The sequence below is a fragment of the Lentzea sp. NPDC055074 genome (genome assembly GCF_053608005.1).
In genome coordinates this window covers 212,045-238,222 of sequence record NZ_JBSGUQ010000002.1, presented here as the reverse complement: position 1 = coordinate 238,222, position 26,178 = coordinate 212,045, and the positions used below count along the sequence as shown (strand labels likewise).

The 26,178-nt window shown below is 69.3% G+C and carries 32 protein-coding genes; 17 read left to right on the top strand and 15 right to left on the bottom strand.

The genetic code is table 11. The annotated features are described in order from the left end of the window. Nucleotides 1-61: 61 nt before the first annotated feature. Nucleotides 62-796 carry a M15 family metallopeptidase gene (locus ACWF7A_RS05140; protein WP_452249138.1) on the bottom strand — a complete coding sequence of 245 codons (735 nt, stop codon included), beginning with the start codon at nucleotides 794-796 and terminating at the stop codon, nucleotides 62-64. 5 nt (nucleotides 797-801) lie between these two features. After that, the gene (locus tag ACWF7A_RS05135; protein WP_452249137.1) at nucleotides 802-1,749 is read right to left on the bottom strand and encodes a helix-turn-helix transcriptional regulator; all 948 of its coding nucleotides are present in this window, start codon (nucleotides 1,747-1,749) and stop codon (nucleotides 802-804) included. A 62-nt stretch (nucleotides 1,750-1,811) separates the two neighbouring features. On the opposite strand from ACWF7A_RS05135, the gene ACWF7A_RS05130 reads away from it, so the two are divergent. Further along, nucleotides 1,812-2,210 (top strand): VOC family protein, encoded by a 399-nt coding sequence (locus tag ACWF7A_RS05130; protein WP_452249136.1) that lies wholly within the window; start codon nucleotides 1,812-1,814, stop codon nucleotides 2,208-2,210. Here the strand turns inward: ACWF7A_RS05130 and ACWF7A_RS05125 are convergent. Beyond that, the gene (locus tag ACWF7A_RS05125) at nucleotides 2,161-2,727 is read right to left on the bottom strand and encodes a TetR/AcrR family transcriptional regulator (RefSeq protein ID WP_452249135.1); all 567 of its coding nucleotides are present in this window, start codon (nucleotides 2,725-2,727) and stop codon (nucleotides 2,161-2,163) included. The genes ACWF7A_RS05130 and ACWF7A_RS05125 overlap by 50 nt on opposite strands. A gap of 67 nt (nucleotides 2,728-2,794) precedes the next feature. Here ACWF7A_RS05125 and ACWF7A_RS05120 point away from each other — a divergent pair, with 67 nt between their 5' ends. After that, nucleotides 2,795-3,286, top strand: coding sequence for an FBP domain-containing protein (locus tag ACWF7A_RS05120; RefSeq protein ID WP_452249134.1), 492 nt, complete (start codon nucleotides 2,795-2,797; stop codon nucleotides 3,284-3,286). 3 nt (nucleotides 3,287-3,289) lie between these two features. Here the strand turns inward: ACWF7A_RS05120 and ACWF7A_RS05115 are convergent, their stop codons facing one another. The 4 genes from ACWF7A_RS05115 to ACWF7A_RS05100 all read right to left on the bottom strand — a co-directional run bounded on the left by ACWF7A_RS05115 (nucleotide 3,290) and on the right by ACWF7A_RS05100 (nucleotide 5,239). Next, nucleotides 3,290-3,466 carry a hypothetical protein gene (locus ACWF7A_RS05115; RefSeq protein WP_189155302.1) on the bottom strand — a complete coding sequence of 59 codons (177 nt, stop codon included), beginning with the start codon at nucleotides 3,464-3,466 and terminating at the stop codon, nucleotides 3,290-3,292. Between the two features lie 82 nt (nucleotides 3,467-3,548). After that, entirely contained in the window at nucleotides 3,549-3,725 is a 177-nt protein-coding gene (locus tag ACWF7A_RS05110; RefSeq protein WP_452249133.1) for a DUF397 domain-containing protein, read from the bottom strand. Beyond that, nucleotides 3,703-4,545 carry a Scr1 family TA system antitoxin-like transcriptional regulator gene (locus ACWF7A_RS05105; RefSeq protein WP_452249132.1) on the bottom strand — a complete coding sequence of 281 codons (843 nt, stop codon included), beginning with the start codon at nucleotides 4,543-4,545 and terminating at the stop codon, nucleotides 3,703-3,705. The genes ACWF7A_RS05110 and ACWF7A_RS05105 overlap by 23 nt, the downstream gene beginning before the upstream one ends. 109 nt (nucleotides 4,546-4,654) lie before the next feature. Then, the gene (locus tag ACWF7A_RS05100) at nucleotides 4,655-5,239 is read right to left on the bottom strand and encodes a TetR family transcriptional regulator (RefSeq protein WP_452249131.1); all 585 of its coding nucleotides are present in this window, start codon (nucleotides 5,237-5,239) and stop codon (nucleotides 4,655-4,657) included. 91 nt (nucleotides 5,240-5,330) lie between these two features. On the opposite strand from ACWF7A_RS05100, the gene ACWF7A_RS05095 reads away from it, so the two are divergent. The 7 genes from ACWF7A_RS05095 (at nucleotide 5,331) to ACWF7A_RS05065 (ending at nucleotide 11,529) form a co-directional block, all read left to right on the top strand. After that, nucleotides 5,331-6,362, top strand: a complete 1,032-nt coding sequence (locus ACWF7A_RS05095) for an NAD(P)-dependent alcohol dehydrogenase (protein ID WP_452249130.1) — start codon at nucleotides 5,331-5,333, stop codon at nucleotides 6,360-6,362. A 274-nt stretch (nucleotides 6,363-6,636) separates the two neighbouring features. Beyond that, nucleotides 6,637-7,203, top strand: coding sequence for a TetR/AcrR family transcriptional regulator (locus tag ACWF7A_RS05090; protein WP_452249129.1), 567 nt, complete (start codon nucleotides 6,637-6,639; stop codon nucleotides 7,201-7,203). A 72-nt stretch (nucleotides 7,204-7,275) separates the two neighbouring features. Then, entirely contained in the window at nucleotides 7,276-8,694 is a 1,419-nt protein-coding gene (locus ACWF7A_RS05085) for a carboxylesterase/lipase family protein (protein ID WP_452249128.1), read from the top strand. 55 nt (nucleotides 8,695-8,749) lie between these two features. Continuing rightward, nucleotides 8,750-9,127 (top strand): hypothetical protein, encoded by a 378-nt coding sequence (locus ACWF7A_RS05080; protein ID WP_452249127.1) that lies wholly within the window; start codon nucleotides 8,750-8,752, stop codon nucleotides 9,125-9,127. A gap of 54 nt (nucleotides 9,128-9,181) precedes the next feature. After that, a complete protein-coding gene (locus tag ACWF7A_RS05075; RefSeq protein ID WP_452249126.1) occupies nucleotides 9,182-9,778 on the top strand; it encodes a DsbA family protein in 597 nt (198 codons plus the stop codon). After that, the gene (locus ACWF7A_RS05070; RefSeq protein ID WP_452249125.1) at nucleotides 9,775-10,311 is read left to right on the top strand and encodes a vitamin K epoxide reductase family protein; all 537 of its coding nucleotides are present in this window, start codon (nucleotides 9,775-9,777) and stop codon (nucleotides 10,309-10,311) included. Before ACWF7A_RS05075 ends, ACWF7A_RS05070 begins: the two co-directional genes overlap by 4 nt. Nucleotides 10,312-10,350: 39 nt before the next feature. After that, nucleotides 10,351-11,529 (top strand): hypothetical protein, encoded by a 1,179-nt coding sequence (locus ACWF7A_RS05065; RefSeq protein WP_452249124.1) that lies wholly within the window; start codon nucleotides 10,351-10,353, stop codon nucleotides 11,527-11,529. On the opposite strand, the gene ACWF7A_RS05060 is transcribed toward ACWF7A_RS05065, so the two are convergent. Then, the gene (locus tag ACWF7A_RS05060; protein WP_452249123.1) at nucleotides 11,503-12,051 is read right to left on the bottom strand and encodes an HAD family hydrolase; all 549 of its coding nucleotides are present in this window, start codon (nucleotides 12,049-12,051) and stop codon (nucleotides 11,503-11,505) included. The two genes, ACWF7A_RS05065 and ACWF7A_RS05060, sit on opposite strands and share 27 nt — an antisense overlap. Continuing rightward, nucleotides 12,048-12,785, bottom strand: a complete 738-nt coding sequence (locus ACWF7A_RS05055; protein ID WP_452249122.1) for a DeoR/GlpR family DNA-binding transcription regulator — start codon at nucleotides 12,783-12,785, stop codon at nucleotides 12,048-12,050. The genes ACWF7A_RS05060 and ACWF7A_RS05055 overlap by 4 nt, the downstream gene beginning before the upstream one ends. A 74-nt stretch (nucleotides 12,786-12,859) precedes the next feature. On the opposite strand from ACWF7A_RS05055, the gene ACWF7A_RS05050 reads away from it, so the two are divergent. Genes ACWF7A_RS05050 through ACWF7A_RS05030 form a run of 5 tightly spaced genes read left to right on the top strand, consistent with a single transcriptional unit; the run spans nucleotide 12,860 to nucleotide 16,135 of the window. Continuing rightward, nucleotides 12,860-14,020, top strand: a complete 1,161-nt coding sequence (locus tag ACWF7A_RS05050; RefSeq protein WP_452249121.1) for an MFS transporter — start codon at nucleotides 12,860-12,862, stop codon at nucleotides 14,018-14,020. Between the two features lie 10 nt (nucleotides 14,021-14,030). Next, nucleotides 14,031-14,702, top strand: a complete 672-nt coding sequence (locus ACWF7A_RS05045; RefSeq protein ID WP_452249120.1) for an RraA family protein — start codon at nucleotides 14,031-14,033, stop codon at nucleotides 14,700-14,702. 4 nt (nucleotides 14,703-14,706) lie between these two features. Then, a complete protein-coding gene (locus ACWF7A_RS05040) occupies nucleotides 14,707-15,273 on the top strand; it encodes a TIGR03086 family metal-binding protein (protein ID WP_452249119.1) in 567 nt (188 codons plus the stop codon). 47 nt (nucleotides 15,274-15,320) lie between these two features. Beyond that, a complete protein-coding gene (locus ACWF7A_RS05035; RefSeq protein ID WP_452249118.1) occupies nucleotides 15,321-15,719 on the top strand; it encodes a VOC family protein in 399 nt (132 codons plus the stop codon). Nucleotides 15,720-15,724: 5 nt separating this feature from the next. Further along, nucleotides 15,725-16,135, top strand: coding sequence for a YciI family protein (locus ACWF7A_RS05030; protein WP_452249562.1), 411 nt, complete (start codon nucleotides 15,725-15,727; stop codon nucleotides 16,133-16,135). 37 nt (nucleotides 16,136-16,172) lie between these two features. On the opposite strand, the gene ACWF7A_RS05025 is transcribed toward ACWF7A_RS05030, so the two are convergent. The 3 genes from ACWF7A_RS05025 to ACWF7A_RS05015 form a co-directional block, all read right to left on the bottom strand. Further along, a complete protein-coding gene (locus ACWF7A_RS05025) occupies nucleotides 16,173-19,325 on the bottom strand; it encodes a S8 family serine peptidase (RefSeq protein WP_452249117.1) in 3,153 nt (1,050 codons plus the stop codon). A 95-nt stretch (nucleotides 19,326-19,420) separates the two neighbouring features. Continuing rightward, a complete protein-coding gene (locus ACWF7A_RS05020) occupies nucleotides 19,421-20,113 on the bottom strand; it encodes an aspartate/glutamate racemase family protein (protein WP_452249116.1) in 693 nt (230 codons plus the stop codon). An 8-nt stretch (nucleotides 20,114-20,121) separates the two neighbouring features. After that, nucleotides 20,122-20,676: a TIGR03086 family metal-binding protein gene (locus ACWF7A_RS05015; protein WP_452249115.1), complete on the bottom strand. Its 555-nt coding sequence runs from the start codon at nucleotides 20,674-20,676 to the stop codon at nucleotides 20,122-20,124. 66 nt (nucleotides 20,677-20,742) lie between these two features. Between ACWF7A_RS05015 and ACWF7A_RS05010 the strand changes: the two genes are divergently transcribed. Further along, nucleotides 20,743-21,513 carry a DUF6597 domain-containing transcriptional factor gene (locus ACWF7A_RS05010; protein ID WP_452249114.1) on the top strand — a complete coding sequence of 257 codons (771 nt, stop codon included), beginning with the start codon at nucleotides 20,743-20,745 and terminating at the stop codon, nucleotides 21,511-21,513. On the opposite strand, the gene ACWF7A_RS05005 is transcribed toward ACWF7A_RS05010, so the two are convergent. Next, complete coding sequence (locus tag ACWF7A_RS05005; RefSeq protein ID WP_452249113.1) at nucleotides 21,506-21,943, bottom strand: VOC family protein; 438 nt, start codon at nucleotides 21,941-21,943, stop codon at nucleotides 21,506-21,508. The two genes, ACWF7A_RS05010 and ACWF7A_RS05005, sit on opposite strands and share 8 nt — an antisense overlap. Nucleotides 21,944-22,051: 108 nt before the next feature. Here ACWF7A_RS05005 and ACWF7A_RS05000 point away from each other — a divergent pair, with 108 nt between their 5' ends. Both ACWF7A_RS05000 and ACWF7A_RS04995 read left to right on the top strand, forming a co-directional pair. Beyond that, complete coding sequence (locus ACWF7A_RS05000) at nucleotides 22,052-22,642, top strand: LysE family translocator (protein WP_452249112.1); 591 nt, start codon at nucleotides 22,052-22,054, stop codon at nucleotides 22,640-22,642. Between the two features lie 117 nt (nucleotides 22,643-22,759). Next, the gene (locus ACWF7A_RS04995) at nucleotides 22,760-24,640 is read left to right on the top strand and encodes a hypothetical protein (RefSeq protein WP_452249111.1); all 1,881 of its coding nucleotides are present in this window, start codon (nucleotides 22,760-22,762) and stop codon (nucleotides 24,638-24,640) included. A gap of 14 nt (nucleotides 24,641-24,654) precedes the next feature. Here ACWF7A_RS04995 and ACWF7A_RS04990 read toward each other — a convergent pair whose 3' ends face one another. Together ACWF7A_RS04990 and ACWF7A_RS04985 are read right to left on the bottom strand one after the other, a co-directional pair. Then, entirely contained in the window at nucleotides 24,655-25,899 is a 1,245-nt protein-coding gene (locus tag ACWF7A_RS04990; RefSeq protein WP_452249110.1) for an RNA polymerase sigma factor, read from the bottom strand. Nucleotides 25,900-25,906: 7 nt separating this feature from the next. Next, the gene (locus ACWF7A_RS04985) at nucleotides 25,907-26,137 is read right to left on the bottom strand and encodes a hypothetical protein (RefSeq protein WP_452249109.1); all 231 of its coding nucleotides are present in this window, start codon (nucleotides 26,135-26,137) and stop codon (nucleotides 25,907-25,909) included. Nucleotides 26,138-26,178: the final 41 nt, after the last annotated feature.

Genomic DNA, 26,178 nt, shown 5'->3' with positions numbered 1-26,178 from the left:
CACGGTCGCGCGGCCGGCTGCCTGGCCGCAGCGTCCGTCCGGGCAGCCGGAAGGGCAGTGGTCAGCGCGCGACGGGGAAGTCGAAGTACGTGTCGGGGAACGGCTCGTCGTTGAGCGTGAAGTGCCACCACTCCTCGGGCAGGTTGCGGAACCCGGCCCTGGCCATCGCCGTCTTGAGCAGCTGGCGGTTCTCCCGCGCCTGACCGGTCACGCGCGGGTCGTCGGTGTGCGAGAGCGTGTCGAAGCAGTCGTAGCCGGTGGCCATGTCGACGGTGTTGTCGGGGAACCGGTTCGGCGCGGCGCAGTCCACCAGGCGCTCCCCCGGCACGTACGGGCGCTGGTGGCGGGCGGGCAGCTTCACGATCGTCAGGTCCAGCGTGGAGCCGCGGCTGTGGCCGGACTTCTCCGCGATGTAGCCGTCCTCGAACAGCCGCGTCTTGTCGACGCGCGGGTAGAACTCGGGCTTCATCCGCTGGTCGGCGAGGTCGCGGGCCCAGCGCACGAAGTGGTCGACGGCGCGCTGCGGGCGGTAGCAGTCGTAGACCTTGAGCGTGTAGCCGTGCCGCAGCATCTCGCGCTGCACGCCGCGCAACGCCTTGGCGGCCTGCTTGGTCAGGATGCACAGGGGTGCGCGGTAGCCGTCGACGCGGGTGCCGACGAAGTTGTGCGCGGTGTAGTAGCGGATGTCGTGCCGGATGGTCGGGTCGACGTCGCTGAGCACGACGAAACCCGTGGTGGCGTGGGCGGGTGCGGCGAGGGACAGGGCCAGGACCGCGGACAGCAGCAGGGCTCGCATGGAGTTCATCCAAGCAGCGCTGCGGACTTCCGGAGTCGATCAGCCAGAGCAATCACGAGCCCGCGCAGTTCGTCCGGCCGCTCGATGACGAACGGCAGGTCCAGCGACGCGAGCACGCCCGGCAGCCAGTCGAGCCGTTCCACCCGCAGGTCGACGCGCGACCATCCCTCGGCGTCCGGCTCGACCACCGCGACGCTCGCGGGCAGCCGACTGCGGATCTGCTCGGTGGTGCCCTGGATCCGGATCGTCACCTCGTGCCGGTGCGGAGCGGTGGCGAGCCCGGTCAGGACGCGCTGCGCCGGGTCCGGTCCGGCAGGCGGGTCGAACGAGCCGGGCAGCGTCCTGGCCGTGGAGATGCGGTCCAGGCGGAACGTCCGGTCCTCGCCGAGCGCGGGATCGACGCCCGTCACGTACCAGCGGCCCGAGTGGGCGACCAGTCCGTACGGGTGCAGCGTGCGTTCGCTGTGCCGGCCGTCGGCGGAGGTGTAGCGCAGGGAGACCGGGCGGTGGTGGGTCACGGCGTCGGCGAGTGCGAGCAGGATCGCGGCGTCCGGAGCGGCGGGTGAGGCGGGCGGGCTGGTGAAGGCGAGTGAGCCGAGCACGGCGTCGAGCCTGCCCGCGAGCCGTGCGGGCAGCACCCGGCGCACCTTCGCGGCCGCCGTCTCGCTTGCCGTGCCCGCTATCAGGCCCGTGACCAGGCCGATCAGCACGGCGAGAGCCTCGTCGTCGCTCAGCATCAGCGGCGGCATCCGGTAGCCGGGGGCGAGCCGGTACCCGCCGTAGCGGCCGCGCACCGACTCGACCGGCACGTCGAGGTCCAGGAGGTGGCCGACGTAGCGGCGCACCGTGCGTTCGTCGACGTCCAGGCGCTCGGCAAGTTCGGCCACGGTCCGGACGCCTCCGGATTGGAGGAGCTCCAAGAGTGAGAGCACGCGTGCGATGGGCCGGGGCATGACCGGAATTCTCCCGCACATACCGGGCGGATTCTGTCCGGTATCGGTTTTAGCGTTCGGTCATGGACTTCGCATCGATCCGCATCATCACCGCCGACGTCGCCCGCCTCGCCGGCTTCTACGAACGCGCCACCGGCGTGGAGGCGACCTGGGCCACCGAGGACTTCGCCGAGGTCAAGACCCCTTCGGCCACCCTCGCGATCGGCAGCACCCGCACCGTCGCGCTGTTCGCCGCCGGCTCCGCGGAGCCGTCCGCCAACCGCAGCGTCATCATCGAGTTCCTCGTCGACGACGTGGACGGCGTGCACGAGAACCTGACCGGCGTGGAGGTCGTCCAAGAACCCACCACGATGCCGTGGGGCAACCGGTCGTTGCTGGTCCGAGACCCCGACGGCAACCTCGTCAACTTCTTCAGGAGGGCCACGCCCGCAGCAGCGAGTCCAGCGCGTCCAGGGCTCTGAGCCACGACGCCTCGACCCCCCGCGGGTGGCTGTGGAACCCGCCAGAACGCTCCAGCGACACGAACCCGTGGAACGTGCTGTGCAGCAGCCGCACCGCGTCGGTCTGGTCGGGTTCCCACAGGTCGTAGCCCCGCAGGAGGGCGCGCGTCATCTCGGAGTGCTTGCCCGCCGCGCTCTCGGCGGCCGTGTCGGGGTCGAGCGCCATCTGCGTCGCCGAGTAGCGGCCGGGGTGCTCGTGGGCGTAGGAGCGGTAAGCGCTCGCGAACGCGACCAGGGCGTCCTTGCCCGACCGCCCCGCGATCGCCTCCGCTACCCGGTCCGCGAGCTCCGCGAGTGCCAGCACGGCCAGCCGGACGCGCAGGTCCTGGGCGTTGCGGATGTGCGAGTAGAGCGAGGCGTCCTTCACCCCGAAGCGGCGGGCCAGCGCGGACACCGTCACGTTCTCGAAGCCGACCTCGTCCGCCAACTCCGCCGCCGCCTGCGTGAGGCGGTCGGCCGTGAGCCCCGCACGTGCCATCCGTCACCCTTCCTAGGGTCCTTAATAATTTGCCTAGGACCTCTAGGTAAGCCTAGCGTCCCTGGTCATGAAGCCGCTGACCGAACACGACATCCGCGCGTCCTTCGTCAATTCCACCAAGGGCGAGGCGAAGCGCATGCACGTACCCAGGGATCTGGGTGAGCGGCCGTGGGACGACCTGGACTTCCTCGGCTGGACCGACCCGGCCGCACCTGACCGCTCGTACCTCGTCACCGAGCTCGACGGGAAGCTCGTCGGCATCGCGCTGCGACGAGCCGCGCAGGCCGGACGCGCGCGCAAGACCATGTGCTCGTGGTGCCTGACCACGCATTCCGGGGACGGCGTGTCGCTGATGAGCGCGCGCAAGGCCGGGAAGTCCGGGCAGATGGGCAACACGGTCGGCGTCTACGTCTGCGCCGACCTGGCCTGTTCGCTGTACCTGCGGGGCAAGAAGAGCGCAGGACCCGGCTCGCGGTTCAAGGAGTCGCTCTCGCTCGACGACCAGGTCGAACGGATGACGGCCGGGATCAGCGCGTTCCTGGGACGAGTGAGCTCGTAGGTGTCAGAGCTCGAGCACCAGCTCGGCGGTGCAGGCACGGGCACAGGGCCACGGGTCGCCGCACTCGGTGCAGCCGGTGGTGGCGGGCAGGTGCGTGTCGAGCACCTGGACCGCCCTCGTTCGATAGCGCTCCAGGTCAGTCTCCCAGTTGTGGCGGGAGCCCGCGGTCGCACTCGTCATGGTCATCAGTCCTCGGGTTGAGCTTGTCCACACAGCATGCACCTGTGACGGGGCTCACGGGCGGCAATTCGGCGAAACCCGCCTATCGGCGGGTCGTGGAGATCGACTCCGTCACCATCCGCAGGAAACCCGTCCACTGGTTGTTCGTGAGCGGGAGCTCGACGGATGGGTACTTGCTGTCCCGGACCCCGACACCACGTCCCACCTCGACGCAGTTGGTGTCGGTAGCGCTGTAGCTACTCTTGCGCCAGCAGGTCATGACGAGACTCCTCACCGATGATGTCGGTGATCAGCTTCCTGGTTCCTGCCTCGTCCAACGCCGTCCGTCCGAGTGACTTCAGCACGTCTTCGTAGAGACCGACCGAAGGCTGATCTTCGAGAAAGACGGTAGCTCCCTCGCTCTCCACGTAGACGAGCGGCGGGATCTTCTTGAAGGTCAGCATGTCGAACGACCCTGACAGGCCGTCGTGCGGTCCGACCGCCGTGGGAATCACGCGAATGGTCAGATAGGGCCGGACCGACACGCGCAGCAGGTGGTGAAGCTGGTCCGCCATGACATCCGGGCTTCCCACCGGTAGGCGAAGGGCCTGCTCGTGGATGTAGAGCGTGATGGCCCGAAGGCCGTCGAAGGCAGCGTCCTGACGCTCGATTCGATTGCGGATGACAGCTGGGCGCTCCTCAGCTGACAGCTGCCGTGACGAGTTCACCATGGCAGCGATGTAGTCGGGGGCCTGCACCAGGCCGTGCACGACGTTCATCGACCAGCCCGTGATGCCGGAAGCCTTCTGCTCCTGCTCGCGCAATGTGCGCGCTCTGTCCTTGGTGCCGGCCTTGGGCTGCAGCCAGTCTCGTTGATGCGTCTCGTGGTGCAGGGCCATCAGGTGGTCGAACTCTGCCGGTGGTGTGCGCAGCAGGCCCAGCAGCTTGGCCAGTTCGAGGTCGCTCACGCCTTCCTTGCCGTTGACCAGTTCCGAGACCTTGGCCTCCTGCCAGCCCAGCAACTCCGCGGCGGCGCGGTTGGTGAGGTCGGCCGCGCGCAGCAGCGCCCGGATGGCGTCGCCGAACTCGCGGCCGCGCACCGTTGATCTCCGCAAAGGCATGCGGGACAACGTAGAGCCGCGTTTCCGTTCGGCTCCACCCCTTCGCCGCAGGTCAACCTGAAAGCATGTTGTTTGGCGGCGTTCCACACTACGGCGCGACGGCGCGGCGCACGCTGTCGCGCAGGAAGTCGCGCCTGCGGTCGTGCGTGTCGGCGGGTTCGTCGGCGGTGGCCGCGTACACGTTGCTGACAGGTGACCACGCCATCGACATCGCGATGACCATCGCCATCAGGTCGAACGGATCACCGTCGCGGACCAGCCCGTCCGCCTGCGCCTGCGTGATCGCCTGGAGCTTGGACGCGTCGAGGCGGTCGGTCTCGGCGACGAGGTGGCCGGAGGGGCGTCGTTCGAGACGGGTCCACGTGGCCAGCCGGATGAGCTCGGGGTTCCGCAGGTACTCGTCGTAGAGGCGGACGGCCCAGTCCGGGAGGTCGGTGGCGTCGATGGGGACGACGTCGACGATGCGTTCGAGCGAGGCGAAGAAGATCGCGTCGAACAAGCCTTCCTTGTTGCCGAAGTAGGCGTAGAGCTGGGCTTTGTTGGTGCGCGCGGCGGCGACGACCCGTTCGATGCGGGCGCCGGCGATGCCGTGTTCGGCGAACTCGCGGGTGGCGACGTCGATGATGCGCTGCCTGGTGGCGGCGCCTCGGGCGGTCAGCTGCTGGTCGGGCATGGGGGAACTGTACCGACAGACCAGTCGGTTTACTTTCGCGTCACAGCGAGCTAGCTTGAAATAGACCGAACAGTCTGTTTGAAGGAGCGTCATGCGAAGCACCACCGGCTGGACGGCCGACGGAACGGCGTTGCGCGAGGCGCCTATCCCCCGGCGTGACCTGCGCCGAGACGACATCGCGGTGCGCGTGGACTTCTGCGGGGTCTGCCACACCGATCTGCACTCGCTGCGCGGCCACGACGGCGAGGGACCCCTCGTGCCGGGCCACGAGTTCACCGGCGTGGTGATCGAGGCCGGTCCGGACGTGACCGCGTTCCAGGTCGGCGACGCCGTGGCCGTCGGCAACATCGTCGACTCCTGCGGCACGTGCTCGATGTGCGTGGCCGGCCAGGAGAACTTCTGTCGTGAGTTCCCGACGCTCACCTACGGCGGCAAGGACCGTCACGACGGGACGACGACACTCGGCGGGTTCTCGCGGGAGTACGTCGTGCGCGAGAAGTTCGCCTATCCCCTGCCGTCCGGACTCGATCCGGCGGCTGCGGCGCCGTTGATGTGCGCCGGGATCACCGTGTGGGAACCGTTGCGGGCGTTGGGCGTCGGCCCGGGAACGCGGGTGGCGGTGGCAGGACTCGGGGGGCTGGGGCACCTCGCGGTCAAGCTGGCGGTGGCCCTCGGTGCCGAGGTGTCGGTCGTGAGCCGGTCCGCGGACAGGGCGAAGGACGCGCTGCGGCTGGGCGCGCACGACGTCGTGCTCTCCACCGACGCGGAGAGCACGAACGCGGCCCGCGACCGGTTCGACGTGCTGATCGACACCATTCCGGTCGCCCACGACCTCCGCCCGTACCTCGCGCTCGTCGCGATGGACGGGACGCTGAGCCAGGTCGGGTACCTCGGCTCGATCACCGTCGAGACGATGGACCTGCTGGCCGGCCGCAAGAAGCTGAGCTCGGGTGGCAGCGGCGGGCTTCCCGCCACCGCCGCCATGCTGGAGTTCTGCGCCGCCCACGGCGTCGTCGCGGACGTCGAGGTGCTTCCGTCACGCCGCGTGGGAGAGGCGCTCGACCGGCTCGACCGCGGTGACGTGCGGTACCGGTTCGTCCTGGACCTGTCCGACCTCGACTGACGGTGGCGGCCCGGTCAGCGCACGCGCGGCAACCGGGCGATCTTCGCCTCGACTGGCGGTGAGTCGCTCCACTTGCGCCATCCCGGCGCCTGGAGGCGTTCGCGCTTCAGTTCGGCGTCGATGTCGTCGGGCTGGTCCGGGTGAGTACCAGCTGCTCGCGGCGCCAATTCGCGCGGGCGTGGGTCCGCCTGTTCCAGGCGATGTTCTTGCGAGAGCTCTTGGAGTTCTGACCAGGCACGCACCTGGTTTTGCTCAGGCGTGCTAAGTTTTGCTCATGCGAGCAAAGTCCGTGACCGAGCAGGCCCGGCGAGCACAGATCGTGGCGGCGGCCATCGCCACGATCGCGGAGCTGGACTACGTGGAGACGTCGTTCAAGGCGATCGCCGCACGGGCCGGGCTGAGCAGCACGGGACTGATCTCGTACCACTTCAGGAACAAGCAGGAGCTCGTCGACGTGGTGTTCGCGGACATCTTGGAGCGCTTCCAAGGGTTCGTGAGCGCCCGCATGGGCCAGTCCGGGGCGCGCGCCGAACTGCGGGCGTTCCTCGTCGCCAACATCGCGTTCCTGAGGGAGCACCGCGAGGACATGGTGGCGTTCCTGCGGATCAAGGCACACGCGGCGGTGACGGACGGGGGCATCGCCGACTCCGATCACGCTGAGCTCGCCGACCTGCTGCGACATGGGCAGGAGGCCGGCGAGTTCCGCGTGTTCGACCCGGACGTGATGGCGGTGTTCGTTCTCGCGATGCGCAACGGCGTCGTGCAGCGGGCCGGGTCACTCGATCTCGACGTCTGCGAACAGGAGTTGGTCGCGGTCGTCGACCTAGCCACGAGGGGTTGATTCATCGTGCGTCGGGGCACGTTGTTGATAGCCGCGTTGTTACTGGTCAGTGCATGTGGCAAGGGGGAAGCCATGACATCGGACGTCGTGTCCACGGACACGGGGAAGGTCAAGGGGGAACAGCGCGACGGGCACCTGCGGTTCCAGGGGGTCCCGTACGCCGGCGCGGAGCGGTGGAAGCCGCCGGTGCGCGCGGCGGAGTGGAGCGGGGTTCGGGAGGCCTTCGAGCCCGGTAGTCCGTGCCCGCAGGTCGGGTCCAGCTACTCCGAGACGAAGAGCACGAACGAGGACTGCCTGTTCGCGAACGTCACGACCCCTTCGACCAGTGGCCGCAAGCCGGTGCTGGTGTGGGTGCACGGTGACGGCGCGATCGGGGCCGGGCACTACTTCGACGCGGAACGCCTCGCGCGGCAGGGCGACGTCGTCGTGGTGACGTTCAACTACCGGATGGGCGTGTTCGGCGGGTTCGGGCTGCCGGGGCTCGAGCACTCCGGCGAGTTCGGCCTGCTGGACCAGCGCGCGGCCTTGGAGTGGGTCCAACGCAACATCGCCGGGTTCGGCGGGGATCCGGGCAACGTGACGTTGTTCGGGGTGTCGTTCGGCGCGACGGCCGTCGGCGCGCACCTGATCGGGCAGCCGCCGTTGTTCCACAAGGCGATCATGCACAGCTCGTTCACGCTGGTGGACGTACCGAAGGGCGCCTGGTTCCCGGACCTGGAGGCACTGCCGTCGCTCGCGTGGCGGGCGGTGCCGGAGATCCAGGAGATCGGCACGATGATCAGCTCGGAGCTGGGCTGCGCGGACGTCGAGTGCCTGCGCCGCCTGCCGGCCGAGAAGCTGCTCGAGTACCCGCAGATCATGAACATCTTCCAGGCCACCGGGTACGGCGGCTCGCTGCTGCCGCGCCTGCCCGGCGACTCGCTGGAGGCGGGCGAGTTCGCGGACGTGCCGATGCTCGTGGGGGCGACCCGCGACGAGCACAACAGCTTCGTCGGCCTGTTCCGCCCGGCCCCGATGTCCGCCGAGGACTACTCACGGCTGGTGCGGGAGGCGTTCCCGGACCGTGCGGCCGAGATCGAACGCGAGTACCCGGTGAGCGCTTATGCGTCACCGAAGCAGGCGTGGGCAGCCCTGCTCACGGACCGCATGTGGGCGCGAGCGACGTACCGCCAGAACACGCTGTACGCGAAGAAGGCGCCTGTCTACGCGTTCGAGTTCGCCGACCGCGGGGCGTTCACAGACCCGTCGTTCCCGCCTGAGCTGCACGGCGCGAACCACTCGTCGGACATCGACTACCTGTTCCCGGAGGCGGACTTCGCCAAGGACCGCGGCCTGTCCGACCACATGATCAAGGCGTGGACGGACTTCGCACGGGGTGGCACGCCGGGGTGGCCGCGGTTCTCCGAGGGGCAGTACGTGCAGTCGCTCGCGCCGGGTGCGATCGGGCCCGTCGACTACGCGGCCGAGCACAGGCTGGCGTTCTGGCGTTAGCCGGCTTCTCCCCCATCTGCACGTGCCCCGGCACGACGTCGCTACCCTGGATCCCGTGCCAGGCACCTGCAGCTCGCGAACCCGCGCGTACATCGCGCGGGTTTTCGCCGTGCTCGCGCTGGTCGCCGGGATCGCGATGATGCAGGGCACGCCGTGCGAGACCGAGTTCGCCTGGACCGCGCAGTGCCCCACGTCCTCCACGTCGGCGATCGCGTTCGTGGCGGACGACGTGGACACGGGGTCGTCGATGCTCGACGGCATCCTCGTCGCGGGCTGCTGTCTCGTGGTGGCGCTCGCCGTGCTGATCGGGTTCGCGCTGCTGCGGCGGTCCGGCTCGTTCGCGTTGCTGCCTGTGCGCCTGCCTTCTGTTCTGTCTCCCCCTTCACGTCGGCTGGAAGTGCGGCTGGCGCAGCTCTGCGTGCTGCGCGCCTAGACCGGACCCGTTCGCCAGGTCCGTCTTCCTTCGCCACACACGTGGAGTTCCGCCATGTCCAAGAACGCTCGTCTGTCCCTGATCATCGTCGCCGTCGTGGCTGTCGTGGTCGCCGGTTTCTTCCTGTTCAGCCGCAACGACACCACCGCGGCACCCGGTTCCGCCGACGGCAAGGTCACCGTCGTCGAGTACCTCGACCTCGAGTGCCCGTCGTGCCGCGCCGCCTACCCCGGCGTCGAGAGGCTCAAGACCGAGTACGGCGAGCGCGTGACGTTCGACGTGCGGCACTTCCCGATCCCCAGCCACCGCAACGCCGAGCTCGCCGCCGTCGCCGTCGAGGCGGCCGGCGCGCAGGGCAAGCGCGACGACATGTTCCGCGTCCTGTTCGACGCCCAGCAGGAGTGGGGCGGCCGGCAGACGTCGCAGCGCGCGGCGTTCGTCGCGTTCGCCCAGCAGCTCGGCCTCGACCAGGCCGCGTTCGACAAGGCGCTGGACGACCCGGCGCTGCGGGAGAAGGTGCTCGCCCAGCGCACCGAGGGCAGCAAGGCCGGCGTCACGGGCACGCCGACGTTCTTCGTCAACGGCGCCAAGTTCACCGGCGCGCCCACCTACGACGGCCTGAAGACCGCGATCGAGAAGGCGCTTTCGTGAACCGGATCGTCGCCTGGGTTCTCGCGGTCGGCGGCTTCGTCGGGCTGGCCGCGTCGTTCGTCCTGACGATCGAGAAGATCGCGCTGCTCAAGGACCCGTTCTACGTGCCGACGTGCAGCATCAACCCGGTGCTGAGCTGCGGCTCGATCATGAAGACCGCGCAGGCCGAGGTGTTCGGGTTCCCCAACCCGCTGCTCGGCGTCGCGGGCTTCGCGGTGGTGACGACGCTGGGCGTGCTGCTGGTCGCGGACGTCGAGCTGCCGTCGTGGGTGTGGATCGGGCTGCAGGTCGGGGTGACGGCCGGGGTGCTGTTCGTGCACTGGCTGATCGTGCAGTCGCTGTACGAGATCGGGGCGCTGTGCCCGTACTGCATGGTGGTGTGGGCGATGACGATCCCGATCTTCTGGTACACGACTCTGCGGAACATCCGGCCGTCGTTCCAGTTCCACAGCGTGGTGCTGATCCTGTGGTATCTGGCGATCGCCGGGTTGGTTCTGCAGGCGTTCTGGTTCTACTGGTCGTCGCTCGTTTAGGTCCGTAGCGTTTGCGTCCCCCACGGCGACTAATCCGCCGTGGGGGCGCTGAAGCCGGAGAAGGCGAGAGAATTACGAGCACGGCTCGAAATCGAGCGGCGGCTGGAGGACACGGTCCGCGAGGCCGCCGTCGGCGTGGCCGATCTCGATTTCGTGCGGTACCGGAGGCTGAACCTGCGGACGGTCCGGAACGAGATCCAGGCCGATCGGGAAGACCTGGTCTTCGCCGGAATCCACAGCGGCATCGTGTTCACCGGCGGGTATCTGATCGCGCGCTACTTCGGAGTCTCCGCCGTCGCAGGAGTGGGCCTCGGCTTGTTCAGCCTGGCACTTCTGCTGGCACTGTCGCTGGTCTTCTCACGGAACCTGCCCGAGCGTCGAGAGAAGCTGGCCATCATCTGCTTCAACTTGGTGGTCGTGACAGCGACCGCGTTGATCGTGCTCGGAGAGGTCGCTGCCCGAGGGCCCGTGCACGCGGTCGTCGGTCACCCGTCCGATCGCCTCTTCCTCTACCTGCTGGCGCACGGCGTGCTCAGCTTCGCCACCTTTGGGGCGGCCTCGTGGATGACGAGGCGGTTCAGGGCGCTCACCAGGCGGTATCGCCGCTTGCACCGAGATCCCGAGCCGACCGCGGTGGACACGCTGTTCCGTTGTGTCGAGCTGGCGCACGACGAGAAGGCGTTCATGGATCCGGCCAACAGAAGCGAACTCGTCTCAACCACGCACGAGGTTGCGTTCCTGCTCAAACATGGGTTGTGGCGGACCATGCGCGTACAGAACCCGTTGGCCACCAGAGAGTTGCGCAGACGGTGCGTGCACGCCGGACAGTCGGTCGAACTTCTGTGCGTGCGGCTCGTTCTGCCGACCCGGACGACTCACCGCGACTACCTCAACGAGATCCTCAAGCTCGCCGACACGGTGCTCTCCGGCCGGTACGGCGAGCTGCCGGACGATCCCGAGCGCGCCTCGTACGTGGTGCGGAGCAAGCTGGCCGTGGCGGGCAGGTTCGTGGGCCAGGTAGCCGCCGGGCTCACGCCGCTGGCCGTCTACCTGCTGCTTCGCCACTTCACGCTGATCCCGGCCGCCGCAGAGGTTCCCGTGCTCACCCTGTGCGTCGCCTGGCTCGCCACCTACGGGCTCAACGCCCTGAGCCGCAGCCACCAGTCGGGCTCGTCGCAGTTCCCGAACGTCCTAGGCATCTTCGGCAGCACCAAGTAGCTCCCGCAGGCCATCGATCCCCGTGAAGTGGTGCCCGCGCATCCCGACCAGCTCGGCCGCCCGCACGTTCTCCACCCGGTCGTCCACGAACAGGATGTCGCCGTCCCCCAACGCGTCCCGGCAGAACTCGAACGCGGCCCGCTCCGGCTTGGCGTGCCCGATGCGGCACGAGAACGCCCGCAGCTCGAACAGGTCCAGCCACGCGTAGGTGCGCTCGAAGTTGCGGGCGTGGTCCTCGGGAATGTTGGACAGCAACGCGATGCGCTGGCCCGCGTTGCTCAGCTCGTGCAGCAGCGCGACCATCTCGTAGTCGACGCGCGCCCAGCTGGCGACGTCCTGTTCCACGAGCGGCGGATGGCCGACGCGCGCCCAGTACTCGGCGGCCGTCACGTCGCCTCGGTCGTAGGCGGGGCGGTGCGCCCAGTAGGCGTCCCAGAAGTCCGCCGAGGTGCTCATCGTGGACATGACCTCGGGTGACTGGTCGCGCGCGATGACGCCGAACATGTCGAACAGCACGATCATGCCGTCACCACCGCCACGCCCGCGGCGGTCAGGCCGTCGTCGCCCTCCGCGTCGGTGACCACGGCGTCCAAAGAGGACACCGGGGCCACGTGGGCCAGGGCGGTGCGGGTCAGTTTCGAGGCGTCCACGGCGGCGATGACGCGGCGGGCCGAGGTGATGGCGGCTCGTTTCACCGAGGCGTCCTCCAGGTCGAAGGCGGTCAGGCCGTGGTCGGCGGACAGGCCGCAGCAGCCGATCACGGCGGTGTCGAAGCGCAGCGCCTGCACCGAGGCCAGGGTCAGCGGGCCGGTGAGGGCCAGTTCGCCTGGACGGGGGCGGCCGCCGGGCACGAGCAGAGTCACGGTCGAAGAAGAAGACAGTGCGTTCACGGCGTGCAGGGACAACGGCATGACGGTCACGCGTCTGTCGTGCAGCAGGCGGGCCACTTCCAGGCACGTGGTGCCGCTGTCGAGAACGACGGACTCGCCGTCCGCGATGAGGCCGGCGACGACAGCGGCAATGCGGCGCTTGGCGGCCATGTTCTCGTCCGAGCGCAGCGCGAACGGGGGTTCGGAGCCGCGCAGCAGCAGGCTGCGCGCGCCGCCCCGGTAGCGTTCGAGGACGCCCTGGGTCGCAAGAACCTCCAGGTCGCGGCGGATGGTCATCTCGGAGGCGCCGGTCAGGGCCGCCAGGTCCGCCACACCGAGCGAGCCGGCGTCGCGGACTGCCTCGGTGATCTGCTTCAGTCGGGACACGAACGAGATTGAACATCAGTGATGTTCGAAACTCAATCTTTCGAACATCTAGTTCGTTCGTTAGCGTGCAACGCGTGAACGCTCTCAAGGCCGCGCGGGTGGCCACCTTCACGTACTTCGCGCTCAACGGGTTCCTGCTCGGCCTGTGGCTCGTGCACATCCCGACGGTCGAGGACCGCACGGGCATATCGCACGCCGAGCTCGGCCGGTTGTTGCTGCTGCTCGGGCTGGGCGCGTTCCTCGGCATGCGGGCGGGCGGCAAGGTCACCGACCGCGTGGGCGTGAAGCTGATGGTGCCCATCGCGGGTGTCGTGTGCAGCGTGACGGCGTTCCTGCCCGGTGTGGCCTTCAACCAGTGGACGCTCGGTGCGGCGCTGCTCATCTTCGGCTTCGGCAACGGCCTGATCGACGTCACGATGAACGCGCACGCCGTGGTGGTGGAGCGGCACTACGCGCGTCCGGTGATGTCGGCGTTCCACGCGACGTGGTCGCTCGGTGGTGTCGCCGCGGCGTTGACCGGCGCACGCGCGTTGAGCTGGGAGCTCTCCCCCGCCACGACCCTCGGCGCGGCCGCGGTGCTCGGTGTCGTCGTCAGCCTCGTGACCGCGCGGTTCCTCCTCGACGAGAAGGAGGAGCAGCACGCCGTTGAGCAGACCGGCAAGCGAAAGGTGCCGCGCCGGATCTGGATCATGGCGGTGCTCGCCCTGCTGGTGATGCTGAGCGAGGGCGCGGCCAACGACTGGAGCGTGCTGCACCTGCAGGACATCCTCGGCGCCTCGCCGCAGATCGCCGCGTTCGCCTACGGCGCGTTCGCCACGACGATGACCGTCGGACGGCTGCTCGCGGACCGGGTCACCGCGAAGGTCGGTCCGATGGCGGTGCTGCGCTGGGGCTCGGTGGTCGGCGCGGTGGGCATCGCGACCGCGGCGCTCTCGCCGTGGATCTGGCTCGCGCTGGTGGGATGGGCGATCGCCGGCATCGGCCTGTCGGGCACGGTGCCGCAGCTGTTCAGCGCGGCCGGGCACGCGGAACCCGGCGCGGCGGGCGCCAACGTCTCGCGCGTGGCCGGGCTCGGTTACCTCGGCGTGCTCGCCGGACCGGCGGTGATCGGCTGGCTGACCCACGTCGTGCCGCTCAACATCGCGTTCCTGCTGCCGGTGGCGCTGTGCCTCGTCGCGGCACTGTCCGCGGGCGTTTTGCGCACCGAACCCGCCGAGGAGAAGGTCGCGGCGTAAGAATGCCCGCATGGATCTCACCACCCTCGATCTGACCACCGCGCACCTGGCCGACGCCTGCATCCGGGCGGGCGTCCCGGTCCGGACGGCCGTTCTCACGCCGGTCATCCCCGGCTCGAAGACCGCCGGCCGCGTCCTGCCCGCCCGCCACGCCGGCAGCGTCGACGTCTTCCTGGAGGCGCTCGAACGCAGCCGGCCCGGCGACGTGCTGGTCGTCGACAACGACGGCCGCACGGACGAGGCCTGCGTGGGCGACATGATGGTGCTCGAAGCGCAGCAGGCGGGGCTCGCGGGCGTGGTGATCTGGGGTCTGCACCGCGACACCCACGACATCCGCGCGATCGGCCTGCCGGTGTTCAGCCTCGGCGCGAACCCGACGGGCCCGTTGAGCCTGCGCGACCGCGCACCCGAGGCCCTCTCGACGGCCGAGGTCGACCAGTGGACCGTCACCTCCGACGACGTCGTGTTCGGCGACGACGACGGCGTGCTGTTCGTACCGGCGTCCGAGGTCGAGGCGCTGCTCGAGAAGGCGCGCGGGATCCGCGACGTCGAACGAGCGCAGGCCGACCGCGTGCGGCAGGGTGAGTCCCTGCGCGAACAGCTCCGGTTCGGCGAGTACCTGGCCAGCGGTCTCACCTTCCGCGAGCACCTGCGCAAGATCGGCGGCGCCGTGGAGGAGTGAGACCGTGATCGTGGACAGGTACAGGGCGCGCGCCGACGCGTTCGAGCAGAAGATCGTCGCCGTGCGCTCCGACCAGTGGGGCGCCCCGTCGCCGTGCGCGCAGTGGACGGCACTGGAAGTCGTGGACCACGTCATCGACATGCACGGCGTGATGCTCGGCCAGCCTGTCCCTCGCACCGAGGACCCGCTCACGGACTTCCGCGAAGCCCGTCGCCTGGTGCTTGAGGCGCTCACCTCGGACCGGGCGAAGAGCGAGGTCTCCACACCGAGCGGCCCGATGACGCTGGAGGACCACGTCGACCAGGTCGTGAGCGACGACCTGGTGCTGCACGGCTGGGACCTCGCCCGCGCCACCGGCCAGGACGAGACGATCCCGGCCGCCGACGTGGAACGCCTGTGGGCGTCGGCGACCGCCGTGCCCGCCGACCTGATGGAACGCTTCCGCACCCCCGGCGCGTTCGGTCCCGGCATCGAGGTCTACGGCGCCGAGGTCCCCGTGCCGCCTGACGCTCCGCTGCAGGACCGGCTGCTCGGGTATGTGGGCCGGGACCCCGTGTCGAAAAGTTCCTGAGCACTTCGACGGGTCGGTGCAGGCAGCCGTTGAAAGGAACTTCGAACATGGACTGGACCCTGGAAGTCGTCGTCGTACCGGTGTCGGACCTCGACCGGTCGAAGCGGTTCTACTCCGAACAGCTCGGCTTCACCGTCGACCACGACACGACGTTCAACGAGGACACGCGCGTCCTGCAGCTCACCCCGCCGGGCTCGGGCTGCTCGATCGTGATGGGCAAGGGCATCGTCAAGGGCGAGCCGGGTTCGCTCAAGGGCGTGCAGCTCGTCGTGTCGGACCTGGAGAAGGCCCGCGCACAGCTTTTGGAGCGCGGCGTCGAGGTCGGTGAGATCGTGCGCATGAACGAGGCGGACGGAGGGTCGTTCATCTTCTTCGACGACCCGGACGGCAACAGCTGGGCCGTGCAGGAGATCAAGGCCCGCGCTACCGGTGGGGAGTGGAAGTGAAGTACATGCTGGTCAGCTACGGCGGCAGCCAGGAGGACTGGGAGGGCCTCGCCGCCTGGTCGGACGAGGACATGCACCGCATGATCGCCTACATGCGCGACCTGGACGCCGAGCTGCGCGCGTCCGGTGAGCTGCTGCAGTCCGAGGGGCTCAGCGGTCCGGCGCGGGCGTTCGTGGTGCGGGGCAGCGACAGCGGGCCGGTCGTGGTGGACGGTCCGTTCGCGGAGTCCAAGGAGGTCATCGCCGGGTACTGGGTGGTCGACGTCGCCAGCCGGGAGCGGGTGCTGGAGATCGCGCAGAAGGCGTCGGCCTGTCCTGGGCCTGGCGGGAAGCTGCTGAACCAGCCGATCGAGGTGCACCCGGTGATGGGGGCGCCCGACGTGGACTCGGAGACGCTGGCGCCGTACCAGACGTAGCGGTGTGGGGGCCGGGAGTTCCGGCCCCCACACGCGGTCACTTCAGGTCGTACGCGCGGATGATCGTCTGCTGGACGTCACCACCCGAGTCCGCCGCCCGAGCCTTGAACGACACGTTCTCGGCCCCGTGCGGATGGATCAACGTGACCTGCCACCCGGCGCGCGTCTTGCGCAGCGGCACCGGCTTCCACGTCTTGCCCTCGTCGTAGGACACCTGCACCGCCGGGTCCTTGATGTTCGTGACGGTGCCCGTTCCGTTGCGCTCCACCGTGATCGGCACGGTGACGACGCGTCCGGCGCGGTTGTGCTCGTCCAGCGCGGGTGCGAACCGGACGGCGAGCAGCGGGATCGACTGGAACTGGTCGCCGGGCACGTGCTCCGAGGTGAACGACCAGTCCGCGGTGACCGTCGACGACGCCGAGTCGCGCGTCGCCTCGGTGTGGACGGTGTAGCGCTTCTTTTCCGCCGGCGCGTCCGGGATGTTGGCGTACCCGGAGTCCGGCTGGTCCGAGATGACCTTGCCGTCCACCGTGACGGTGGTGCGGCCGGTGCTCTGGGTGTACCCGTACATGCCCTGCGAGCTCTGCAGGGGCAGGTCCATGCGCATCACGTTGCCCACGCGGCCGGCGAAGCGCACCGCTCCCGGCTGGTGCGGCACGCCGGGGCCGTAGACGGCGCTGTTCCAGTGCTCCGTCACCACCCTGCCGAGCTTGAACACGCGCGGCGTGACCGAGGACTGGAAGCCGAGGCTGGGCCACTGGCCGAGCTTCGTGAACTCCGTCAGCGACCCGGACCACTCGACGCCGGGGGTGTAGAACTCCTTGAGCCGCAACGGCAGCGGGCCCGAGGCGCCGCCGTCGCGCTGGCCCACCGAGCCCGGTACGCGGGCGTGCGTGACCGAGTTGACGCGCGCCAGTTCGCGGTCCTTCACCGAACGCTGCACGTTCGCCGGCACGCGGGTCTTCTCGCTGATCCGCACGTGGTACTGGTACGGGCTGCCGTCGTAGGTGCCGTTGGCGTCCGGCTTCGCCATCACGGTCTCGGCGTAGAAGTCGAACTTGGGCCACGTCGTCTTCGACGGGCGGACGCGGACCGAGTCGAAGTTGTTGAGGTACCAGGTGCCGCCGGTCTGGCCCCAGTTCGCCTGCATCAGGAAGCCCAGGCCCGCGCTCGCCGACTTGGCGTCCTTCTGCTCGATCGTGATGGCGGGCTGGACGCCGTGCCGTGCGTCGAACACGATCTCGGCGTTGCCGGTGACCTCCATCGCCGGTTCGGTCAGCGTGGTGTTCAGGCCGCCCTTGGTCGGGTCGGGGTCACGCGTGCTGATGGTGCCGTCGAGGAAGAACTTGCCCTTGGGCAGGCGCTGCACGATCGTGCCGGACGCGTCGTAGCGGAAGTACGCCTGCGGCTGGTCGAGGCTGACGAACCGGTAGTCGTAGTACTGCGTCGGCGCCCCGTTGTGGTCGAGGAACGTGAGCTTGAGGTCGTAGCTCTCGACCTCCTTCACGACACCGATCGCCACGCGCACGCCGTCCGACGAGAGAACGACCGCGCCGTAGATGCCGTCCGGGACGTTCGCCTTGGTGTCGGCGGTGACGGTCGCGTCGGCCGTGCCGCCCGCGGGGATGGTGAGCTTCGCCGGGGAGACGCTGAACAGGCCGGCCGCGGCGGGCTTGACCTCGGCGACGGTCAGGTCGACGGTCACGTCGGTCGTGCCGTTGTTGCGGTAGGTCAGCTTCTGCGTGATGGGCTTGTCGTCGTCGTGTGGCCACGCCGCGGTGCCCAGGGAGAAGCTGCCGTGGTTCGTGGTGACCGCGGACGACGCGGCGCGGCCGACGTCGAGGCGTCCGGCGCCCTGGTCGTAGATGGTCAGCGACGGGTTGGGCTTGGCGCTGTTCATCAGCGCGGCCTTGATGTCCTCCGCCTTCCACGCCGGGTTCTTCGACGCGAGGATCGCCGCTGCTCCCGCCACGTGCGGGGTGGCCATCGACGTGCCGGACAACGCGACGTGGCCGTCGCCGACGGGCGTGCCGATCTGGCCGTTCTTGGCCTTGGCGGCCACGATGTCGACGCCCGGCGCGGTGATGTCGGGCTTGACGGCGTTGTTGAACCAGCGCGGGCCGCGCGAGGAGAAGTCGGCGAGCGAGTCGTCGCGGTTCACGGCGCCGACGGTGAGGGCCGCGTCGGCGGAGCCGGGTGAACCGATGGGGCCGCCGGAGTTGCCGGCGGCGACGACGAACAATGCGCCGGTCTGCTCGGTGATGCGGTTGAGCGCGAGCGACATCGGGTCGGTGCCCTCGTCGGGCCACGAGCTGCCGAGGCTCATGTTGATGACCTTGGCCTTGGCCGCGGCCCACTCCATGCCGGCGATGATGTCGCTCTCGCGGCCGCCGCCGTAGTCGCCGAGCACCTTGCCGTTGACGAGCTTCGCGTCGGGCGCGATGCCCTTGTACTTGCCGTCGCCGGTCACGGTCGACGCGACGTGCGTGCCGTGGCCGACACGGTCGTCGGTGGTGTCGCTGTCGGAGAAGTTCTTCGACTCCAGGACTGCGCCCGCGAGGTCGGGATGGGTCTCGTCGACGCCGGTGTCGAGGATCGCGACGGTGACGTCCTTGCCGGTGAGGCCCTTCTCCCACGCCTGGGGCGCGCCGACCTGCGCGGCGCTGCGGTCGAGCGACGCGGTCACCTTGCCGTCGAGCCAGATCCTGCCGGTGCCCGCCGCCCGGGCACCGGCCCAGAACGAGCCGTCCTTGCCGATGGTGATCGCGTGCGAGCCGATGCTCGGCAACGACTCGGCGTTCGCCGCGCTGACCGCCTGCCCCTGCACGATCAGCGGGATCGTCTTGCTCGCCGCGTCGTCGTAGCCGGATCTGGCGAGCAGCGAGACGTCGAACAGCCGCTCGTCCAGCGCGCCGGAGTTGAGTCCCGCCTGGGCGTCGAGCGGGACGACGTGCAGGTCTCCGCGCGGGTCGGTGAACGAGCGGAACCCGACGTTCTCCCTGCCCTGGGCGCCCCTGGCCTGGACCTTGCCGTTGCTGACGGTGACCTCGTCACCGGTGACGAGCGTGACCTTGGTGGTCAGCCCGCCGGCACGCACCTCTGGCTCCTGCGGTGCCGCGGAAACGGGAACGGCTGCCGTGGCGGCAACCACGACAGCCGTCAGCCCTGCGGCGATGTGTGATCGTTTCAACGCGAACTCCCCTAGTTCACTGAAGAAGGAATAGCCCTCAGTGACTAAGACACTTCGTTGAGTCGCGGCGTTGCTGGATCGAGCGGCTCATCCGTTCACAGAGTTGTCTGGATTGCCCGTTCGACGGCCGCCTCGACGTGCAGGCGGGTGGTCGGGAACACGGGAACCGGCACGTCAGCCTGCGTGATCAGCAGCTCGATCTCGGTGCAGCCCAGGATCACGCCCTGGGCCCCTTCGAACCGGGAGATCACGTCTCGATAGGCGTCGCGGGACTCGTCGCGGACGATGCCGAGGCACAGCTCGTCGTAGATGATCCGGTGCACGGTCGCGCGGTCCTCGGCCGAGGGCAGCAGGACCGTCAGGCCGTGGGACTCCAGGCGTTCGCGGTAGAACGGCTGGTCCATGGTGAAACCGGTGCCGAGCAGGCCGACGGTGGTGAGGCCGGCCTGCTCGATCGCCTGTGCGGTGGTGTCGCCGAGGTGGATGACCGGGATGTCGACGGCGGCCTGGACCTGGTCGAACACCTTGTGCATGGTGTTGGTGCAGATCAGCAGGAAGTCGGCGCCGCCTGCCTGGACGTGTGCGGCGGCGTCGGCGAGCGCCTTGCCCGCGTCGTCCCAGCGGCCCTCGACCTGCATGCGTTCGATCTCGGCGAAGTCGACGGAGTGCAGCACGACCTTGGCCGAGTGCAGGCCTCCGAGGCGTTCGCGTACCAGTGTGTTCGCCAGCCGGTAGTACTCCGCGCTGCTCTCCCAGCTCATCCCGCCCAGCATCCCGATCGTCAGCATGGGGCCAGTCAAGCACTCCAGCGCGGGTCGCGGCCGGTGACGGCCAGCAGCTGCTCGAACGGCGACGCGTCGGCGGGTGCCTCGACGGGCGCGTGGAACACCTTCATCTCGATGGCCATCGGGCCCATCTGCTCGACCAGGCCCTTGACCTCGGCGAACACCTCGGCGTCGGGCTCGAAGCGCTGGCCGGTGGCCTGAGCGAGGTCGGAGGCGTGGACGGTGAGGTCGAGCAGGGCGAGCCCGCCCACGACCGTCGCGGGCATCTGCATGTTGCCGGCGATGCCCTCGGTGGCGCCGGGCTGTCCCCAGGCGTCGACGAGCTTCGCGGACTCGGCCGGGTACCGGTCGCGCCAGTCCGGGTAGGACGGGGTGTGGCTGAAGTCGGCGTCCTGCTTCGCGGCGAGCTTCTGGAACTCCACGACGACGTGCAGCAGGTGGTCGAGCAGGGCGCGGACGTCGTAGTCGGCGCACGGCGTGGGCTTGGCCAGGTCGTCGTCGGTGATGTTCGCGATGACGGGCAGTGCGTGGTCGCGGGCTCGGTCGAGCAGAACGCTGAGCTTCATGGCGCTGAGCCTATTTCGGGGTGTTCCGGTCCTCTTGAAGAAACGCGCCAACCTAGGATCGGCGCTGTGCAGGGGCCGCGCCGGGACACTCGGGGGATCGTGGACGCGCGCGAGCTGTTCGCCCGCGTGCGGTTCCGCCGCCGACTGCCGTGCGCGGAGCTGCGGCCGTACCTGGAGCACTACTGGCTGATCGACGGTGAGCTGGACTCGCCGTACACCACACACGTCGTGCCGCATCCGTCCGTGAACATCATCTTCGAGCGAGGGTTCGCCCAGCCGGAGATCGCGGGCGTCGGGCTGGGCCTGTTCAGCCGGGTGCTCGACGGGCGGATCCGGGTGGCGGGGGTGCAGTTCCGGCCCGGTGGGTTCCGGCCGTTCCGCGCCGAGCCGGTGTCGGAGTGGACCGGGCGGCACGTGCGGCTCGACGTCGCGTCGGCGCCGGTGCTGGACGTGGAGGACGAGGACGACCGGGTGGCCGCGCTCGACGCGTTCCTGCTCGGGCTCGGACCGGTGGCCGATCCGCAGGCGACGCTGGCGATGGACCTGGTCCAGCAGATCCGCGACGACCGGGACATCCGGCGGGTCGCGGACTTCGCGCGGGACTGCGGCGTGGCGGTGCGGACGATGCAACGGCTGTTCGCGGACTACGTCGGGGTCAGCCCGAAGTGGGTCATCCTGCGGTACCGCATCCACGAGGCCCTGGAACGGGCCGAGTCGGACGTCGAGTGGGCCCGTCTGGCCGCGGACCTGGGCTACAGCGACCAGGCCCACCTCGTCCGCGACTTCACGCAGACCGTCGGCGTCTCCCCCACGGCGTACGCGCGCGCTCTCACCTGAGGTACTCGCACAGCTCGATGAGGATTCCCTCGGGCCCGCGGACGTAGCAGGTCCGCAGGAGGTCCTGGTACTTCTCGACGTTCTTGACCAGTTCGGCGCCGTGCGGCTCGATCCGGGCGAGGGTGGCGTCCAGGTCGTCGACGGTGAACGCGACGTGGCGCAGCCCCAGGGCGTTGATCGGCGCGCGGGAGCTGCCGTCGATGCTCCGCGGGTTCTCGAACTGGCTGAACTCGATCCGGTACCGGTCGTCCGGGGTCTTCATCATCGCGATGTCGCTGACAGAGCCTTCGAGACCGATGACGCCGTCGACGAACTCGCCCTCCATGTGGGCCTTGCCCTCGAGCTCCATGCCGAGTGCCTCGAAGAACGCGACGGTGGCCGCGAGGTCGGTGACGGTCATCCCGACGTGGTGCATGCTCTGGATGCTCATGCCCCTGGGACGGGGCCGCCCACACGTTCTCGACATCAGAAGTGGTCCAACTTCGTGGGCAGTTTGTGGCTCTCCTGCCTGGACCGCTTTCCCGGCAGAGTTCCCCGCATGAGCCTCGCTTTCCTGATCACGACGTTGATCGCGGTCGCCACACCGGGCACAGGTGTGCTGTACACGTTGTCCGCCGGCCTCGCGCACGGGCGGAAGGCGAGCGTGATCGCCGCGTTCGGCTGCACGCTCGGGATCGTGCCGCACGTGCTCGCCACCGTGACGGGGCTGGCCGCGTTGCTGCACGCGAGCGCGCTGGCGTTCGAGATCGTGAAGTACCTGGGCGTCGCGTACCTGGTCTACCTGGCGTGGGCGACGTTGCGGGACAGGAGCGAACTGGTCGTGGACACCGCGGCGGCGCCTACGTCCGCGCGCCGGGTCGTGGTGTCGGCGGTGCTGATCAACCTGCTCAACCCGAAGCTGACGATCTTCTTCGTGGCGTTCCTGCCGCAGTTCGCGACGGGGTTCGGGCAGATGGTGATGTTGAGCGCGGTGTTCATGGCACTGACGTTCGCGGTGTTCGCCGTGTACGGGGTGTTCGCGGCGTCGATGCGGGACCGGGTGCTGGGGCGGCCTCGGGTGATGGTGTGGCTGCGGCGGTTCTTCGCGGCGTCGTTCGCGGCGCTGGGGGTGAAGCTGGCGTTGAGCTGAGCGCCGTCACACCCCGGGACAAGGAGCGGCCGGGTGGCCGGACGGGACGGATCCTCCGCCCCTGCGGTTGTTCCCGTGCCACTGGCACCCGCGCGGTGATCTCGTAGCGTCCAAAACGTGCGATCACGACAGCCCTACGAGCAGGCGGCCGATCCGGACCGCGGCGGCCGGAAGGCGGTGCCGGCCGGGCTGCTGGCGCTGCAACGCGCCGCAGGCAACCGCGCGGTGGCCGGGTTCCTCGCCGGACCGGTCGTGCAACGCTCGATCTCTCACCAACCCGCCGGCAAGAAGGCGCAGAAGGTCCTTTGGGCGAAGGTGTCCAAGTGGCCCGACGTGGTCAAGGCGGACGACCTGGTCACCGAGGTGATCCGGATCGTCGCCGGCAGCACGTCGATCAACCTGACGGTCACCGGCGGCGCCGACCTGGTCTTGCGGGCCACCGCGTTGGCCGACGCGCCCACCAGGGCCCTGATCAACGCGGTCGACGACCACGAGGTGCTCCAGCGACTGCTCGACCGGTGGGCGCTGAACGGCCAGCAGGTCAAGGTCAAGGCCCACGACGATCTGATCGACCAGCGCATCGCCGAACTGGGCGGGGTGGGCAGCCGGATCACCGGCAGTGGCCTGAGCATCACCGTGCCGGCCGCGCACAAGGGCTACAGCGTGCCCGGGAAGTTCGTCGGCGCGCCCGCCAACCCGAAGGGGCGGGACCAGGGCAAGTTCAAGAGCATCACCCACTCCACGTCACTGCGGTCGAAGACGACCAGTTCGGTCAACGCCCACCTGCTCGGGGAACTGGCCAAGCAGGGCCAGCTCAAGGCGATCGGCGGATCCGGCGGCACCCTCCAGATCTGCCCGACCTGCGGCGTGGACAACTTCCTGGAGTCCTTCGAGGTCGACCACCAGGTGGCCTTCGCCGACATCAAACGGGCATTTCTCGACCTGGCCGAGGAGATGACCGGCAACCCGACACTGCTCCACCAGGTGAAGAAGAAGAACGCGAAGGCCTTCGACAGGTGCTTCACGGTAGCCAAGACCAAGGGCAAGAAGGCCTCCACCGTCGTGACCGCCACGGCCGAGGCCCTGCACGTGTTCTCCAACGACGTCGACAACCTGATGCGCATCTGCCGGACGTGCAACGGCGCCTTCGGCAAGTCCGACATGAACTACCTGAAGTGGTACCGCGAAAACCCCTTGTTCGGCCCCCACTTCGTCGAGGAGCACCTGTGCGACGGCAAGGGCCACCTGATACCTGGCGCGAAGGGCGGCGTCGGCTGGGGGCGGGCGGCCCGTACGTGGTTCAACACCCACTACTACCCGATCCTCAAAGACGTCCTCGATCTTCGGAGCCTGACCGAGGCGGGTCGCTCGACCATGATCAGGGAGGCGAACAACCGCGTCGCCGTCGACCGGACGTCAGACCCGGCCCGCAAGCGGAAGCTCAGGGAAGACGTCAAGCAGGACAAGTACGCGAACCGGACCCTGGTCGGGTCCGCGCGCATCCTGACCAAGGGGCACACCGACCCCGCTCGCGCCCGGATGCGCTCGGGGTCGCCGGAGCGGCAGCTGAAGGGATTGGACAACTTCTTGGAGGGCCAGGAGCGGGACCGCAAGCGGCGGCGCACCGAGGAGACCACCGACTACCAGCGGGGTCACGCCGATGGCCACGCCGGCAAGAAGCAGGTCAAGAAGACAGCGGAGTACAAGGCAGGCCATGCCGCCGGCGTGGCCGCTGCGGGCAAGGAGCGCGACACCGGCTACGAGCACGGGGTCACCGGCGTGAAGCGCGCCCAGGCCAAGGGCACCCTGCCAGCCTACGACCAGGGCTTTCAAACGGGGACGAAGCGCCGCGCGGACGTGTACGAGACCGGTCGTGACGACGGCGCAGCCGACGACGACGTGGACACCAAGATCGCCCAGCCCACCGAGGTGGGTTACGCGAGCCTGCTGGTGCACTACCTGGAGGGCTACAACGAGGGCCGCGGGAACCGGCCGTAGGGACCTGCCCCGGATCAGCAGGAAGCCGCGCGCTCCAGCAGCAGGGTGCGTTCCCGTTCGTTGCGGGTCAGGGCGGCGGCCTTCTCGAACTCGGCCTTCGCCTCGGCGTTGCGCCCCAGCTTCACCAGGAAGTCTCCCCGCACGCTGGGCAGCAGGTGGTACCCCCGCAACGCCTTCTCGCCGGCGATCTCGTCGACCAGCGCGAGCCCGGCGGCGGGCCCGAAGGCCATCGACAACGCCACCGCCCGGTTGAGTTCCACGATCGGCGACGGCGAGATGCCCGCGAGCACCTGGTAGAGGGTGGCGATGCGTTGCCAGTCGGTGTCCTCGGCCTTGCGCGCGCGGCCGTGGCACGCGGCGAGGGCGGCTTGGACGTAGTAGGGGCCGGGTGGCTGGTTGAGGGCTTCGGCGCGTTCGAGGGCCTTGAGGCCGCGCCCGATGAGCAGCCAGTCCCAGCGGCCGCGGTCCTGCTCCAGCAGCAGCACGGGTTCGCCGCCGGGGCCGGTGCGGGCCTTGGTGCGGGACGCCTGGATCTCCATGAGCGCGACCAGGCCGTGGACCTCGGCCTCCTTGGGCGCGAGCTCGGCCAGCACACGGCCGAGGCGCAGGGCCTCGGCGCACAGTTCGGGGCGCAGCCAGTCGTCGCCCCGGGTGGCGGAGTACCCCTCGTTGAAGATCAGGTAGATGACCTCGAGGACGCTGGCGAGGCGGGTGGCCAGTTCGGGGCCTTCGGGGACCTCGAACGGAACGCCGGCGTCGGCGAGGGCCTTCTTCGCCCGGACGATGCGCTGGGCCACGGTCGCGTCGCTGACCAGGAACGCCCGCGCGATCTCCTCGGTCTTGAGGCCGCCCAGCATCTTCAGCGTGAGCGCGACGCGCGCCTCGGTGCCGAGCACCGGGTGGCAGGCGGTGAACATGAGGCTGAGCAGGTCGTCGCCGATCTCGTCGTCGATGCCCTCGCTCGCGTCCGGGGTGGCCTCCTGGACGTCGCGGCCGATCTCCTCGACCTTGCGGTTGAGGTTCTCCCGCCGGCGGATCTGGTCGATCGAACGCCGCTTCGCCGTCGTCATGAGCCACGCGCCCGGGTTGCGCGGCACGCCCTCGACGGGCCACTGCTCCAGGGCGGCGACCAGCGCGTCCTGGGCCATCTCCTCGGCGAGTCCGACGTCGCGCGTGTACCGGGCCAGGGCGGCGATGACCTTCGCCGACTCCATCCGCCAGACCGCGTCGACGGTGCGGTGCACCGAGGTAGCCCCCATGGGGGCATCAGACCACAGCCACCTGACGTATTTCCACGACGCACGCCGGGAGCGCGACGCGTTTGATCCGCTCGACCGCCTCCTCGTGGTCGCGGACGTCGATCAGCCAGTACCCCGACACCCCGCACGCGTCCGGGACGAGGTCGCCCGCGTCGAGCAGGACGCCCGCGCGCCGCAGCGTGTCGCCGTGCAACGCCGTCAACGGGATCGGGCTCCTGACGAACACCATGAACCGCACCGGGCCTCCTCGTTCGCCGTCTGCAGGGACGTCGAACGAGG